The organism is Sphingobacterium sp. JUb56 (assembly GCF_014191365.1).
GTDB lineage: Bacteria > Bacteroidota > Bacteroidia > Sphingobacteriales > Sphingobacteriaceae > Sphingobacterium > Sphingobacterium anhuiense.
Map to the genome: position 1 here is coordinate 4,439,386 of NZ_JACHWL010000001.1, position 15,987 is coordinate 4,455,372.

Sequence of the window (15,987 nt, forward strand, 5' to 3'; positions counted from 1 at the left end):
GTAGAATTCAACACGGATTAAATAGTCCACGATTATTTTCGAATTATGCAAGAAACACAAGCGAACAACGATACTTTAGACTCTGGATCTTACGAAATTATCAGAAAACGTCTTCAACATCAAAAAGAAACGCTTTCCGATAAATTACAATTATTAAATACCGCCAGAAAAGAAATATTTAATTCGACCAACTTTATATTAAAGGCAAATCAACGTATATCAACAGATAATAACTGCGTATCAAGAGGTATTTTAGCAATTGGTAATATCTGCATATTCGGATATAATGTACATTTTGGATTACGAACCGAAATTCAGTTACAAGACGTATTTAGCATCTATTTATTTGAAGATAATCAATTTATTCCCCAAGATCTTGATTTCATAAATGATATAAATTTTGTTAATGATTACCAAAATCTATACAAATATTATAGAGATTCAATTTTTTCCAAATTTAGAAAAACAGAGAACTATTTATATATGATCTTTCAAACCACCAAGAATGAACAAGATCTAAAAGCATTTAAATGGTTGATTAAAGATGGAAAATTAACTTATTTAGATGATCGAAGTATACATGAAGTTAAAAAAGCAAATCAACATGAATTTGATTGGACAAAAACTACCCTTGAAGATCGAAGATTGGGTCGGTTTCCCCATATTTCTATCTTAGATAAGGTATTTATTGAAGCAATTCATGGTGATATAACATTTAAAATTGAAAATAATACAGAGTCAGGTAAAGGAATTTATTCTGAAAAGGTTAGTAATCTTGATCAACAGCTAGATGATGCAGAATACCATTATGCTGACTTAGGTAATATGATTGCTCTTAGGATCAAACCCTTTCAAGAAGAATTTCGCGCTTACATTTTCAACATCAGAACTAAAGAGGTTGTCAACCTAAAAACGCTCAATGAATCTGCTATTTTGCTACCAGATAATCAAGGAATTATTTTCTCAAATGGATATTATCTTCAAAATGGCACACATAAAACCTTTGAGAATAACCTTGAAAATGTTCAGTTTCTAAAAAAAGTAATCTCTCCTAACGGAGAAGACTACCTATATGTTTTCACTCATGAGCAGTCGAATACATACATTTTAATGTCTTACAATATTATTCAACAATCTGTAGAAACCCCAATCGTTTGCAATGGATTTACCATATTTAAAGATGGAAGCTTAATCTATTTTCGTACAGAAAATGAAGCGACGCGCCACCATCAAGTACAAATATGGGAGACTCCATACATGGCTGTTCTGAAAGAAAATGCATCGCGCAGAGATGATCCCTTATACAAAATTGGCAATAAAGATATTGTCCAAGCGATGTCTGAAGTTCAAGAAGTCATTCAACTGATTAACAAAGAAGATTCCTATGAAGGCCTATATGAGGATATTCTAAAAAAATCAAATTCCATCATTGATTCGTACTTCTGGGTCCATGATGAGGCTCTTCAAAATCTTGGTACACCATTACAACATATAAAAGAAATTGCGAACACAGCGATCGACGAGTTCGTTAAGGTACAGATTCAGCGTAAACATGCGGAAGAGATTCTAACAGCAATAGAAAAAAAAATAGAAGATCTTGTTTTTAAAGTCAATAGTTCGATTTATGAACAGTTAGATCAACTGGTACATAATTTATCACATACACGTAAATTACAAGGTGAGGTCATTGACTTGCGCAATGTAAAGTATATTGAAAACAATCGGATAAATGAACTAGAGGAACAGCTTCACCACATAGCGACTAATCTTTCTGAGAAAACAATACAGTTCTTATTACAGGAAGCTGCACTTACATCATATGAACAGAAGGTTGTCATCCAAAAGAATGAAGTCGACAAAGTAACAAAAGCTATCGATGCCAAAGCCATAGAGGATGGATGTAAAGCTATTTCTAGTGATTTGGAATTATTAATTGATATACTTCATAGCTTAAAGATTGATGACACAACACATACAACAAAGATAATTGAAAAAATATCAGTTATTTTCGCTTCATTAAATGAGGTTCGAGCCCAATTAACACGTAAATTAAATACACTAAAAAGTTCTGAAGCCATTGCAGAATTTTCGGCTCAACTCACTTTGTTAGAGCAATCAATTGTTAACTACCTGGAATTATCAACTTCGGCAGAAAAAGTTGACGAGTATTATACTAAGATTGTTGTAAACTTAGAAGAACTCGAAAGCAAGTTTTCTGAATTTGACGAATTTGCTTTAAAAATCGCTGATAAGCGCGATGAAATCATTAAAGCTTTCAACGGGAAACGCGAATATATTATTGAACAAATCAATAAACGCGCCTCTTCTCTTGAACAGATAGCACTGCGTGTCCTTAAAAACATCGAAAATAAGGCAAAATCTTTACTCACGAAAGAAGAGATTTTAAGTTTTTACTCGACCGACTTAATGATCGACAAGATTCGTCATATTATTTCAGAACTGAAAACAATACAAGATGTATCTAAAGCCGAAAGCCTTGAGAATTTACTTAAGAAATCACAAGAAGATGCGTTAAGAGTTTTAAGAGATAAGTCCGAACTATATGTTGAAGGTGAAAATATAATTAAACTTGGCAAAAACAAATTCACAGTTAATAACCAACGCTTAGGTTTAACATTAATACGGCGTCAAGACGAACTATATTATCATTTGACAGGAACTAGTTTCTATCAAAAAGTGACCGCCCAAGAGATCAATATTTATAAAGATATTTGGGAACAAGAAATTATTTCTGAGAATAAACTTGTGTATCGTGCCGAATATTTAGCTTATAAAACTTTCCTAGCATCACAATCTAAAAGCAATTTTAATGCAGAGAAATTCATTAATCAAGCTGTAGAACAAAACTATGTAGAATCTTATATCAAAGGTGTTCACAATTTTGATGCCCTTCAGATCTACGAACAACTTCACACCCTAGGGGAAAAATTAGATGTATTAAAGTTTGATCCTGAAACAAGAACATTAGCCCATTTTTTTTGGCAGCAATTGGACCAAGCCGTTCGTTCTAAATTAATAGCTCTTATCCGATCATCTAATCAAATCCTTAAGAATTTTCCAAATTCAAATCGATACGAAAGTATACTAAAGGAAATGAATGATGAGGTCAATCGTTGGGAAACACACCTGGATCTATCGCAAATAATCAAAGAGAACATTGCAAAATACCTTTTTAAAACATTTAGCAAATTCAATAAATTATCATTGTCCGACTTTGCCGATCATTTAAAACAAGAGTTTACGCGTTACCTACATGATAGAAAGACCTTAAAAGATTTTGAAGGAGATATAAACAATGAAGGTTTCAGTCTTATAGATCGTTATTATTTAATTCAGAACTGGCTATATGCTTTTATTGAGAGCAATGATCATTTAATTAAATTTGAAAAATACATTAATGAAACCGCAACATTAATCTTGTTTGATCAGATTGATTACGAACTTATTATAGCCAAGGATCAACTTTCAGTAGCGAATTTGAAAGGAAGTCATCCAGTGATCACAAATGAAAGTTATCAAATAGATTTTCACTCTTTCATTCAAAAATTAGAAAAATTTCACGATATAGATATACCTCGTTTCGAGTCATTTAACATATTAAAAGAAAAATTAAGCACAGCCTATAAAAAAGAACTAAAAATAAACGAATTCGAACCAAAAGTATTGAGTTCGTTTGTTCGAAATAAATTGATTAATGATGTTTACTTTCCTTTAATAGGAACAAATTTTGCGAAGCAATTAGGTGTGGCTGGAGAAAATAAACGTACAGCAAAAATGGGAATGCTTCTTCTCATTTCTCCTCCCGGGTATGGTAAAACAACATTGATGGAGTATTTAGCAAAAACAATGGGGCTACACTTTGTGAAAATCAATGGTCCCACAATCGGTCACACCATTACATCGATCGATCCTTCTGAAGCTAAAACATCTGGTGAACGAGAGGAGCTTAAAAAAATTAATCTAGCCTTTGAAATGGCAGACAATGTGATGCTGTACCTGGATGACATCCAACATCTCAATCCTGAGTTTCTTCAAAAATTCATATCACTAGCCGATGGACAAAGAAAGATTGACGGTATTTTTGAAGGAGAAAGCAAGACTTACGATCTTCGCGGAAATCGATTTTGTATCGTAATGGCGGGAAATCCTTATACAGAGAGTGGCTCAAAATTTAGAATCCCTGATATGCTAGCCAATCGCGCTGATGTATACAACTTAGGAGATGTTATAGGAGATACAGATTACTTATTCAATTTAAGCTTAATTGAAAATGCTGCTGTTGAAAATCCTGCAATTGACAAAATTGCAGGTAAAAGTTTCAACGATTTTTACGCGCTCATACGGTATATAGAAAATAGAGAAGAACAATTACCAGAGTTAGAAGGAAACTATTTGAAGCAAGACGTTGATGACTTCCTTGCAGTCTCGCAGCATCTTCTTAAGATTCGTAATATCGTCATAAAAGTAAATCAAAGCTACATCAACAGTGCTGCTATGCAAGATAATTATCGAACAGAGCCTCCCTTTAAATTACAGGGTTCTTATCGAAATATGAGCAAACTGGTCGCCCAAGTCGTTCCTATGATGAACGATCAAGAAATTAATCAGCTTATTTTAACACATTATGAAAGTGAATCACAAACGCTTACTGCAGATACAGAATCAAATTTATTAAAGCTTAAAGAGTTAGCAGATATCTTAACAAAAGAGGAAAAAGAGCGCTGGGAAGCAATCAAAAAGGTTTTTCAAAAAGACAATAAGCATGGTGCTCTAGGTAAAGATGATAAAATGTTTGCTCAATTATTGGAATTTAATGAAAACTTACAGGGCATAATCAATGCTATCAGTAAGAAATAAAATCGGTAACATAATAAAGATTAAGATTATTCTATCTTCATAAGATAAAAGAGGCAATCATTAAAATGAATGCCTCTTCTATTTTATTGCTGTAAGATTTACTTAGTCGCTGCTCCAGTAATTTCAGTAGCCAATTTTTGAGTATATTCAGCCCACAATTTAGCATCATCAGCTGTAAACTTACTAGCAGCGGTAGCTGTTTTAGTAGCCCACTCTTGTTGTTTAGTTGCTAATTCTTGAAGCTTAGTCGCATCACCACCTTTAGCGGCGGCAACATACTCATTCACAAATTTTGTATAATCATCAGCCAATTGCTGTACTTCCGGAGAACTAAATTTAGGTACTGTAGTTGTCGAAGTAGTCTCTGTAGTAGTTGTTGTCGCAACACCATTATCAGTGTTAACTTGAGTAGTTGTATCTTTTACTTCTACTTTTTTGCTATCCGTATTATTACATGACGCAAAAATAATCACCGCAGCCGCAGCAGATAAAATCAATTTCTTCATAAAATTATAAGTTTAAAATAAATAAAATTACGTTAATTTAAAATAAAGATCAGACAATATATTTTAAAATTAAACAAATGCTAAAGCATAAAATAAAAAATCAGAAAGAAATGATGTTTTATACTCTTAGAGCACAATAAAGAGCTTTGAAATTTAATTTGAAAAATTGGATAATTGTAACAATAATATAGACTTATAGATCTATATTTTAGGAAATCCCTTTTATTTAATGAAATACTAAATTCATCTATCACATTAATGGACAATGCTTTACCATCGCCCTCCCGCGCCTCCACCTCCAGAAGATCCTCCACCAAAACTTCCACCACCCGAACCACTAGACCTGCCCGATCCACCACTTGAACTGCTTGATGATGACCTCACCAATCTCGGAGTACTCTGAGTTCCATGAGAGATTATATAACCACAATATTTACATAGATCATACTTTTCTTCCAATCCACCAGAACTATAGGTCGCCTTTGTAATAGTTTTACGTAAATCTTTTTCAAATGTTTTATAATGGCATTGTGGACATAGTTCGATAGTTTTATTTTCATCCCAGGGAATCAATTTAGTCTCATTAGTTTTACTATTAACCCAGACTTCATAATCACGGCTATTAATTTTCTCTTCCATTAATTGACCTGCATCCAGGTAATTTCTCATTTTTGAATCCGCATTATCTCTATTTATACGCAACCAATTATCAGAATTATCTGGGGGTAATAACCGTCCTTCATATTTATATAATCTTTTATTTGACTTGCCAAAATCTATCCAAGCCAAAGGACTTACTAATATTGGAAAAAAGTTCCATCTCAAAAATTTACGAATTGCTTGCTGAATATTTTCTTCATCCTTATAAGAATTCATAACAGTCGTTACACCCGCATTATACTTCATAGCAAGAGTTATGATACCGAACACGAGAATGAAATAAGGTAAATTCCTAACTTGATAAACTTGTTCAAAATTTTCAAAAACAAATGCAAAAATAAAAGATGTAAAAAACATCAGCATACCCATACACCCACAACCGCTTACTAACGGAGGAAAATAACTACTTTTTTTTGTAATCTTTCCCTTTGTCATTTTAGTCACAACTGATATCCAAACATATAAGATTACAAAAGCAAAAAGAACTAGTAATGAATTTTTTAAATGTGGATTTTTAAAATTCCAGAAAGGTATTGTTTCTGGCATTAAGCGATCCAATTCTGTTCGTGCATCTGGAGCAGTCAGGATAGTCTGGATAAATCGTGAACATTCTAAAACGCCACGATCATAATCCTCCGCTTTAAAATTGGGAACTAAAAACTTTTCACCTATCCGCTTAAGATAGGCATCCGGCAATATACCCTCCATACCATATCCAGATATAAATCGATACTCATGTCTGTTTTTAGCAATAAAAAGAAGTAATCCATTATTACTCTCTTTTTTACCAATTCCCCAAGCATTAAATAAATTTAATGCAAAATCAAAATCACTATCTCCGATATAGTCATTAACTATTACAATCGCAAATTCACATTTTGTGATCGAATCGATCTGCCAAGAAATAGCATCTAGTTCTGCTACTACATGATTAGAAATAATTTGATCCGGATTTGAAACAAAATAATTTTGTCCCTTAATTTTAGGATTAGGAAGATCTTCAATGCCATATTGAGCAAAAGAAAATGAGGGCCCATGAATTAATACAAGGGTAAGAACTGTGAAAATAATTTTTTTAAAAATTCTTGACATAAACTAAATTTAGTATTTTAATTTGAACCAAAAAACATTTAATATTCTTCATAAATAAAATATCGCAACGAAGGCTACTCGATATCAATACATTCAAAAAAAAGAGGTAAGTATCTTGGATACTTACCTCTCAATTAGCGATTAAAAGATTAGAAAAATTATTTTTCGATATCTTTTAAGCTATTCATCTTTTTATATTCTAGGAAACCTTTAATATCTGTAAAGTGTTCACGAACACGTTTATTTCCAAATTCAAAGACTTTATGAGCTAATCCATCTAAGAAATCTCGATCGTGAGACACCAAGATCAATGTTCCATCAAAATCTTGAAGAGCATCTTTAATAATATCTTTAGTCTTCATATCCAAGTGATTGGTAGGCTCATCTAGTATAAGAACATTTACAGGTTCTAATAGCAATTTAATCATGGCCAAACGAGTTTTTTCACCTCCTGACAAGACTTTTACTTTTTTTGTAGTATCATCTCCACTAAACATGAAAGCGCCGAGCAAATCTTTAATTTTCACGCGGACATCACCTACTGCAATCTGATCAATCGTGTCGAAAACAGTAAGTTCTCCATCCAATAACGCGGCCTGATTTTGTGCAAAATAGCCAATCTTAGCATTGTGACCAATTTTCAAACTTCCTTCGTAATCAATCTCTCCCATAATTGCTTTAATCATAGTTGATTTTCCTTCTCCATTTTTACCCACAAAAGCAACTTTTTCGCCACGTTCAATAACCATATCTGCTTTTTGAAAAACAACATGTTCATCATATTTTTTTGTAAGCTCCTCAACCATAACAGGATATTGTCCTGAACGAGGTGAAGGTGGAAATTTTAATCTCAAAGCAGATGTATCAACCTCATCGATCTCAATTACTTCCAATTTCTCTAACATTTTAACACGTGATTGTACTTGGAGCGTCTTTGAATAAGTTCCTCTAAAACGGTCTATGAATTCTTGATTATCAGCAATAAATCTTTGTTGCTCTTCATAAGCCTTTAATTGGTGTAGACGACGATCTTTACGTAACTCAAGATAATGACTGTACTTAGCCTTATAATCATAGATACGACCCATCGTTACTTCAATTGTTCGATTTGTAATGTTATCGACAAAAGCTCTATCGTGAGAAATAACAATGACAGCTTTTGCAGAATTCATCAAGAAATCCTCTAGCCATTGAATACTCTCAATATCCATATGATTGGTCGGCTCATCCAATAAAATTAAATCTGGTTTTTTCAAGAGAATCTTCGCCAGTTCAATTCGCATGCGCCATCCTCCAGAAAATTCAGAAGTTTGACGAGTAAAATCTGTGCGTTCAAATCCCAATCCTTTTAGTACCTTCTCGACTTCAGCATCGTAATTAACCTCTTCAATTGAATAAAACTTTTCACTTAGTTCAGACACTCTTTCAATCAGCTTCATGTAATCATCAGTTTCGTAGTCTGTTCTTACATTAAGTTGTTCATTTAGTTCCTCTAATTCATCCCGCATCTGATAAACTTCTCCAAATGCTTTAGATGTCTCTTCAAAAACAGTAACATTATCTTCTGTTAATAAATGTTGGGGTAAGTATGCAATAACTGCATCTTTAGGTCCCGAAACATTACCTGTTGTAGGTTTACCTGCACCAGCAATAATCTTCAATAATGTTGATTTACCTGCACCATTTTTTCCCATTAAAGCAATTTTATCATTTTCATTGATTGAAAATGACACATCACTAAAAAGAGTTGTTCCTCCGAAGGAAACTGAAATATTATTTACGTTAATCACTTTTATTCGCTTATATTTTCCGCAAAGATAAGCGAATCAATCTTATAAATATAGTACCCACCATTTTTATGGATGATTATACCTAACAACTACAAGAAAAAACAAGAATTATGGTCAATAATTTTCAGCATATATCTTTATTGATAATTGAATATCATTTCCTATAAAAGAAATAATAATAGTAATTTTCAATTTTGTGTATCTTTGCCTCATGCGATTTGATATAATTACCGTACTTCCAAGTCTATTAGATAGTCCTTTTGCACATTCTATTTTGCAACGGGCACAAAAAAAAGGTTTAGCAGAAATTGTTGTACACAATCTACGTGATTACGCGACAAATAAGCAGAAAAGTGTTGATGATTATCCCTATGGAGGAGGTTCTGGTATGGTTATGCAGATCGAGCCCTTTGCGGCTTGTATAGAAAAACTACAAGCAGAACGCACGTATGATGAAATTATCTTCATGTCTCCTGATGGCGAAACACTCAATCAAGAAATCGTGAATAATTTATCTACAAAAGGTAACATGATGATTCTTTGTGGCCACTACAAAGGTATTGATCAACGAATTAGAGATATCTATGTTACAAAAGAAATTTCTGTGGGTGATTATGTTTTATCTGGAGGAGAATTACCAGCGGCAATTTTAACAGATGCCATTATAAGATTAATACCTGGAGTTTTATCAGATGAAACTTCCGCTTTATCCGATTCTTTTCAAGACGGATTACTTGATGCGCCCATTTATACGCGTCCTGCAGACTGGAAAGGACATAAAGTTCCGGATGTATTACTTAGTGGACATGAAGCTAAAATATTGCAATGGAGAGACGAACAGCAGCTTATCCGCACCCGAGAAAGAAGACCAGATTTATTAAATGACTAATAAATTTCAGATTTTATTGATTATTTATCATAAAAAGTTTGCTTAATCATTTTTTTTTATAAATTTGTGATACAATGACGACAGTTAGAACATATACAAATTGGTGGTGGCCTGAAGCAATAAGCATCGGGGACTAATTGGTATTGTCAAAATATTTCATAATCAACCAAAACCATTTATGGAAGTTCAAACCCGATGCGACTCAGTATCGGGTTTTTTTATGTTTAAAAAATTAAGAATAAAATGAAATACACGTTTAAAACAAATCTCAAAAAATTGCTCGCTGATACGACAACTCCGGTTAGCATCTATCTCAGATTACGTGACGTCTTTCCAAATAGCATTTTACTAGAAAGTTCGGATTACCACAGCAGAGACAACAATATAAGTTACATCTGTTGCCAGTCCATTGCGCATATCAAACTTGATAATACGCAATTAGAAATTGCATATCCGAACGAAAAAGTCATCCTTAAAAATAAGGAAGAAATTAATTTAAAAGAGGAGGTTGCTACATTCAGAAAAGCATTTGGCGAACCCATTTCAACAGAACGTAACATTATTTCAAATGGTCTTTTTGGTTATTTCACATTTGATGCTATCGAACATTTCGAAGATATCAAGTTAACTACGGCTCCAAGTCCAAAACTGGATATTCCACATTTACAGTATCATGTTTATAAATACGTGATAGCAATAGACCATTTTAGAAATGAACTATTTGTATTTGAACATTTATTAAATGATGAAGAATCCGAATTAGATAAACTACAGTATTTAATACAGAATAAGAACTTTCCCGAATATACATTTCGTAGAACTGGAGAAGAGGCGTCCAATAGATCAGATGAAGAACATCGCGAATTGGTCAAAAAAGTAAAAGAACATATTCAAAGAGGTGATGTTTTTCAAATTGTTCCATCACGCGCATTTTCAACGCCTTTTCTAGGCGATGAGTTCAATGTATATCGTGCTTTACGTTCCATCAACCCCTCCCCCTACTTATTCTACTTTGACTACGGAAATTTCAAACTATTTGGGTCTTCTCCAGAAGCACAATTGACCATTAAAAATGGAGAAGCAACAATTTATCCAATTGCAGGTACTTTTAAACGGAGCGGTAATATGGAGGAGGATATTAAAATAGCCGAAGAACTTAAAAATGACCCTAAAGAATCCGCTGAACATGTCATGCTCGTAGATCTTGCAAGAAACGATTTAAGCAGACATTGTAACCAAGTTGAGGTAAAATCTTATAAGGAAGCACAATACTATTCCCATGTAATCCACTTAGTTTCAAAAGTTTCAGGCAAATTAAAACCAGGAGTCAATCCTTTTGATGTTGTGGGTGATACTTATCCGGCAGGAACACTGAGTGGTGCCCCTAAACATATGGCGCTTACTTTAATAGATCGTTATGAAGGCCAACAAAGATCATTCTATAGCGGTGCAATTGGATATATGGGTTTTAATGGCGATTTTAATCATGCTATTATGATTCGTTCATTTTTAAGTAAACAAAATCTATTGAATTACCAAGCAGGAGGAGGAATTGTATTAGATTCAGATCCAGAGATGGAATTACAAGAAGTAAATAATAAAATAGCAGCTTTGAGAAAAGCATTAGAATTAGCAGAAACGTTATGATTAGACCTTTAGAATATTGTGACAATCTATCACACATTCGTAGTTCAATTGACTGTATCGACTATAGAATCATTGAACTTATTGCACAACGGGCGCAATATGTACAACAAGCCGCTCAATATAAATCTTCATTAGAAGAAGTTAAAGCGGAACAAAGAGTAATTAACATGTTCGAGCAAAGAAATGATTGGGCAACTAATTTTAAAATTGAAGGAAAACTCGTAGAAAGTGTATTCCAATCAATCATCAATCACTTCATTAATAAAGAAACAGAAATTTTCCATGAGCAATCATAAAATATTAGTAATCGACAATTACGATTCGTTCACCTACAATTTGGTTCATCTATTACAAGAATGTGATCAAGAATATACAGTATGGAGAAATGATAAATTCAAATTAGAAGAGGTAGCTGCTTTTGATAAAATTTTATTGTCGCCAGGTCCAGGTATTCCCGAAGAAGCCGGTCTGTTATTAGATGTCATCCGCACATATGCGGATACAAAAAGTATATTAGGCATTTGCCTTGGCCAACAAGCCATTGCCGAAGTTTTTGGAGCTAAACTTTATAATATGCCGAGACCGCTACATGGAGTGGCAACAGATCTAATTATTATAGATCATTCAGAAAAACTATTTGAAGATTACGCTAGTCACAGTAAAATTGCACGTTATCATTCCTGGGCTGTCGAAACTTCATCTCTTCCTGAAACCTTAAAAGTAACCGCAACAGATGAAGATGGTGTTATCATGGCACTGTCCCATAGGACCCTTGACGTAAAAGGATTACAATTTCATCCAGAATCTGTTTTGACAGAGAATGGGAAAAAACTAATTGAAAACTGGTTAAAAAAATAGAAATGACAATTTTAGATAAAATAGTTGAACGAAAACGAGTAGAAGTCTCTGAAGCTCAAGCAAAAGTTTCTATCGAAGAACTTAGTGAATATCCGCTCTTTAGTAGAACTTGTTATTCGCTAAAAGAATCCGTTCTTGATCCACAACGTACGGGGATAATCTCAGAATACAAACGCGCCTCCCCTTCCAAAGGCGTCATCAACAACATTAACACGGTATCAGAAGTTGTCAAAGGATATCAAAATGCAGGCGCTTCTGCAATATCAGTATTAACAGATGCTGATTTTTTTCAAGGAAGTTTAAAGGATCTGGAAGAAGCCCGATCAGTATTAACCATACCTTTACTTCGTAAAGAATTTATAATCGATAAATATCAGATCGCTGAAGCAAAAGCCTATGGTGCTGATATTATTTTACTAATAGCGGCATGTTTGACCAATGAAGAGGTAAGCGAACTCTCCAATTACGCTAAAACTTTGGGTCTGAATGTACTTTTGGAGGTTCATAACGAAGAAGAATTAAAAGGAAACCTATTTGATACAGTTGATGCCATTGGCGTAAACAACCGTAATCTGAAAGACTTCTCCGTATCATTAGCGCACTCTTACGACTTAGTCAATAAAATTCCAGATACTTATATTAAAGTTTCAGAAAGTGGAATTTCAGACCCTCAAACAATCCGTGAATTAAAAAGCATTGGTTATAATTCATTTCTTATTGGCGAAAATTTTATGAAAACAACTGACCCGGGGAAAGCATTATTGGAATTTGTAAAAGAAATATAAAAACTATTTAAATCCAATCTAAATAAGAGTATATTTGCTTCTTAAAATCACAGATTAAGTAGCCGCTTCTTATTTTGGACACAAAAATTTTTATCATAAATAAAGATAGCTTTGAGCAAATATACCTTCAATATTGGGAAGGTATGTTTGCATTTTGTATCAAAAATATCCAAGATGAAGAAGTTGCAAAAGAAATCGTTCAAGAAGTTTTTAAATCATTATGGGAACGGCGTGATGATCTTCGTCTTCTAGAAGTTGAGCGATACTTAATCAGAGCTGTTAAACTCAAAACCTTTGAATATATACGTAATAAAGTTACGCGCCAACATCATTTAGAAAACATAATTAATACAGCGGAAAACCACTATGTAGAGCATCCCTTAATTGCTCAAGAACTATCGGAGAAGATTTCATCATTAGTCAATAAATTACCCGCTCAATGTAAAAATGTTTTTCAAATGAGCAGAGATCAAGGTTTAACAAATAAAGAAATAGCCCATAAATTATATATATCAGAGCGAGCTGTAGAATATCACATTTCCAAAGCTTTAAAAACGCTAAAAACCGAATTAACCGAATATATTAATTAAATAAAAAAGAAATCCTGTATTTTTGCTATTAAGGATATAAGCCGATGAAAGTTGATCAAAAGTTGATAGAGAAATATCATTTAAACCAATGCACCCCAGAAGAAAGAATTCTTGTGGAGGAATGGCTTGTAGATGATAATTTGGACTTTTCTCCACTATCACTTCCTCAAATTGACAAGTCCCATATCCAATCACAGATCTGGGAAAACATTGCAGCTAATATAATTGAACCAGCCCCAATTAAAGTTGATAATAATAGAAAAAGACTAATACGTTACATAAGTATCGCTGCTTCAATCGTAATTTTATTCGGCCTCTTTATCTGTAAAAACAATATAGACAAAGAAGTTAGTTATGCCATTTTTGATAATAGCACAAGTGCAAATTCAAAGTATTTTGAAAAAAATAGTTATGAACTAATTTTAGGAAAGCATGCTATAGCAAAAATTAATGTAGAAACTGGAGAGTTTTTTTCAATGGGTACAATGGTTATTATTCCAAAGAAAGATTTCGAGTTTAGTTTTACTGGAACTAGAGAAAAAAAGGAATTAAAAAATGGAGAAACTTATTTCATTCTAAACTCCAAAAATACAGGCAAGCAAATTATTCTCTCCCAATCGGAACTCACTTTTTTAGCACCTACAATACAGAATCAGCTTAAATTACAGTTTAACATTATATAACAAGCCTCTATTAATAACTTCAATTTCCATGCAATTAAAACCTATTTCTAAAACTATTCTACTTTTATTAATGGTTTTCTTTATTGGTTGTTCGAGTAGAGACCAAAGCAACAGTAGTTCCAAAAACTACAGCTTGTATATTATGAATAAGAATTTGGGAAATACCATCGTAACAACCAATTCTATAGATTCGGGGACAATAAATATTCTTAAAGATGGTATCGACTTACCAACACAATATTTTGATCGAAGCATCATCGTACATAATGGCTTTTTCTATCATATAAAAAGTGGAAAATTCATAAAATTCGAAATGCAGGAAAGTGCATTAACAGAAATAGCTGCGATTCCGATGTCCAATCAACATATAGAAAATATGAATTGGCAAGGAAAAGATACGTTATTACTTTTTACGCTTGACAATAAAACATATAGTAAACTGCACTACTATAAAATAGATGTAAAGAAATTCGAGATCATACAAAAAGAAGAAATACATTTACCAGTTGCTCCAATTAAATTTCCGATAGTTTCAATAGGATTCAGCACTTTACATCAGAATAATCTCATACTGGGATATACATACAACAAAGTAATCAACGAAACAGATTTTACGACTATTGACACCATGTATTTTGCAACATTAGACCCACAAACGCTAAAGATAAAAAGCATACAAAAAGATAACCGATCCACCTACCCAGGAGGAGTCAATACAGTACAGTCTTATAGTTTTCATGATGAGAGAGGAAATTTCTATTTTATGAGTTGCCCAGGAATTGCTCTAGGAAACAATCTCAGTAAACCTACCGCAATATTTAAAATACCAAATAATACAACAACAGTAGATTCAAGCTATTTCTTTAATCTTACCGCTACAAATCAAAATCATGCCTATGGCATGTGGTACTTAGGGAATAATGAAGCAATCATTCGTAGTGAAAGAAAAGACCTTTATAACGATTTCAGCGATCATCATTCAACTTATCAATTTGAATATTATGTTGTAGATTTATTAAAACAAACAGCAACAAAGCTAACCCTACCCTACGATAAAGGAACTCGCAAAGAATCTGTTCTTGTGGAGAATGGTAAGGCATATATTACCATTGACGATAAAGATGATAATCATCAAGTTTGGATATACAATATCCAAACTAAAAAGATAAGTACCGGACTAAAATTAGACAAAGAGACAGATTTCATTGTCCGTATAGACAAACTAAATTAGTTTTTATAGCTGAAAATAATTCGCTCCGAATATCTTACCACTTGTCATTTGAATATTGTTAAATAAATCAATTTAAAATCAACTTGATTTTTGTTTTGAAACCTCTTCGACCAAGAAATATTGTCTCCATACAACAGTATTAAACCTTTCTCTTCTTCTTGCTAACTCCATAATTCGCTATCTATCTTTTTATGGCCTAATCAATGATGATATTTCAATTTGACATTATCATCATAAATCTATTCCAAAAATGAGTAGCCTAAAAACTAAATAAATTTAGATGTATAAATTTTATTAGCCTAAAAATTAAGTAAATAGCACATTTTATAATCTTTTTCTCACTCTGACCTTCGGTATATTTAGAGTTACGCAACATCT

At 33.0% G+C, this 15,987-nt stretch carries 12 protein-coding genes; 9 read left to right on the plus strand and 3 right to left on the minus strand.

From position 1 onward, the window contains the following. Positions 1 to 45 precede the first annotated feature (45 nt). Positions 46 to 4,878 carry a DNA repair ATPase gene (locus tag FHR29_RS18935; RefSeq protein ID WP_183916284.1) on the plus strand — a complete coding sequence of 1,611 codons (4,833 nt, stop codon included), beginning with the start codon at positions 46 to 48 and terminating at the stop codon, positions 4,876 to 4,878. 98 nt (positions 4,879 to 4,976) lie between these two features. Here FHR29_RS18935 and FHR29_RS18940 read toward each other — a convergent pair whose 3' ends face one another. The 3 genes from FHR29_RS18940 to FHR29_RS18950 all read right to left on the minus strand — a co-directional run bounded on the left by FHR29_RS18940 (position 4,977) and on the right by FHR29_RS18950 (position 8,926). Continuing rightward, the gene (locus FHR29_RS18940; RefSeq protein ID WP_132771566.1) at positions 4,977 to 5,384 is read right to left on the minus strand and encodes a hypothetical protein; all 408 of its coding nucleotides are present in this window, start codon (positions 5,382 to 5,384) and stop codon (positions 4,977 to 4,979) included. A 270-nt stretch (positions 5,385 to 5,654) separates the two neighbouring features. Then, positions 5,655 to 7,136: a YgcG family protein gene (locus FHR29_RS18945; RefSeq protein WP_183916286.1), complete on the minus strand. Its 1,482-nt coding sequence runs from the start codon at positions 7,134 to 7,136 to the stop codon at positions 5,655 to 5,657. A 158-nt stretch (positions 7,137 to 7,294) separates the two neighbouring features. Then, positions 7,295 to 8,926: an ABC-F family ATP-binding cassette domain-containing protein gene (locus FHR29_RS18950; protein ID WP_132771568.1), complete on the minus strand. Its 1,632-nt coding sequence runs from the start codon at positions 8,924 to 8,926 to the stop codon at positions 7,295 to 7,297. 211 nt (positions 8,927 to 9,137) lie between these two features. On the opposite strand from FHR29_RS18950, the gene trmD reads away from it, so the two are divergent. From trmD to FHR29_RS18990, 8 genes are all read left to right on the plus strand, one after another. Then, positions 9,138 to 9,815 (plus strand): tRNA (guanosine(37)-N1)-methyltransferase TrmD, encoded by a 678-nt coding sequence (gene trmD, locus FHR29_RS18955; protein ID WP_183916288.1) that lies wholly within the window; start codon positions 9,138 to 9,140, stop codon positions 9,813 to 9,815. 243 nt (positions 9,816 to 10,058) lie between these two features. After that, complete coding sequence (locus tag FHR29_RS18960; RefSeq protein ID WP_183916289.1) at positions 10,059 to 11,462, plus strand: anthranilate synthase component I family protein; 1,404 nt, start codon at positions 10,059 to 10,061, stop codon at positions 11,460 to 11,462. Continuing rightward, entirely contained in the window at positions 11,459 to 11,758 is a 300-nt protein-coding gene (locus FHR29_RS18965) for a chorismate mutase (RefSeq protein ID WP_021192368.1), read from the plus strand. The genes FHR29_RS18960 and FHR29_RS18965 overlap by 4 nt, the downstream gene beginning before the upstream one ends. Continuing rightward, positions 11,745 to 12,320 (plus strand): aminodeoxychorismate/anthranilate synthase component II, encoded by a 576-nt coding sequence (locus FHR29_RS18970; RefSeq protein ID WP_168127903.1) that lies wholly within the window; start codon positions 11,745 to 11,747, stop codon positions 12,318 to 12,320. The genes FHR29_RS18965 and FHR29_RS18970 overlap by 14 nt, the downstream gene beginning before the upstream one ends. Positions 12,321 to 12,322: 2 nt before the next feature. After that, the gene (trpC, locus tag FHR29_RS18975) at positions 12,323 to 13,105 is read left to right on the plus strand and encodes an indole-3-glycerol phosphate synthase TrpC (protein ID WP_168127904.1); all 783 of its coding nucleotides are present in this window, start codon (positions 12,323 to 12,325) and stop codon (positions 13,103 to 13,105) included. A 74-nt stretch (positions 13,106 to 13,179) separates the two neighbouring features. Further along, positions 13,180 to 13,695 (plus strand): RNA polymerase sigma-70 factor, encoded by a 516-nt coding sequence (locus tag FHR29_RS18980; protein ID WP_021192365.1) that lies wholly within the window; start codon positions 13,180 to 13,182, stop codon positions 13,693 to 13,695. A gap of 44 nt (positions 13,696 to 13,739) precedes the next feature. Next, entirely contained in the window at positions 13,740 to 14,378 is a 639-nt protein-coding gene (locus FHR29_RS18985; RefSeq protein WP_183916290.1) for a hypothetical protein, read from the plus strand. Between the two features lie 142 nt (positions 14,379 to 14,520). Further along, positions 14,521 to 15,609 carry a hypothetical protein gene (locus FHR29_RS18990; RefSeq protein WP_260292226.1) on the plus strand — a complete coding sequence of 363 codons (1,089 nt, stop codon included), beginning with the start codon at positions 14,521 to 14,523 and terminating at the stop codon, positions 15,607 to 15,609. The last annotated feature ends 378 nt before the right edge of the window (positions 15,610 to 15,987 follow it).

Bases quoted from the DNA above. Each gene is read 5' to 3' on its own strand.
- FHR29_RS18935 (WP_183916284.1), top strand. From the start codon at position 46: ATGCAAGAAACACAAGCGAACAACGATACTTTAGACTCTGGATCTTAC.
- FHR29_RS18940 (WP_132771566.1), bottom strand. From the start codon at position 5,384: ATGAAGAAATTGATTTTATCTGCTGCGGCTGCGGTGATTATTTTTGCG.
- FHR29_RS18945 (WP_183916286.1), bottom strand. From the start codon at position 7,136: ATGTCAAGAATTTTTAAAAAAATTATTTTCACAGTTCTTACCCTTGTA.
- trmD (WP_183916288.1), top strand. From the start codon at position 9,138: ATGCGATTTGATATAATTACCGTACTTCCAAGTCTATTAGATAGTCCT.
- FHR29_RS18960 (WP_183916289.1), top strand. From the start codon at position 10,059: ATGAAATACACGTTTAAAACAAATCTCAAAAAATTGCTCGCTGATACG.
- FHR29_RS18965 (WP_021192368.1), top strand. From the start codon at position 11,459: ATGATTAGACCTTTAGAATATTGTGACAATCTATCACACATTCGTAGT.
- FHR29_RS18970 (WP_168127903.1), top strand. From the start codon at position 11,745: ATGAGCAATCATAAAATATTAGTAATCGACAATTACGATTCGTTCACC.
- trpC (WP_168127904.1), top strand. From the start codon at position 12,323: ATGACAATTTTAGATAAAATAGTTGAACGAAAACGAGTAGAAGTCTCT.
- FHR29_RS18985 (WP_183916290.1), top strand. From the start codon at position 13,740: ATGAAAGTTGATCAAAAGTTGATAGAGAAATATCATTTAAACCAATGC.
- FHR29_RS18990 (WP_260292226.1), top strand. From the start codon at position 14,521: ATGAATAAGAATTTGGGAAATACCATCGTAACAACCAATTCTATAGAT.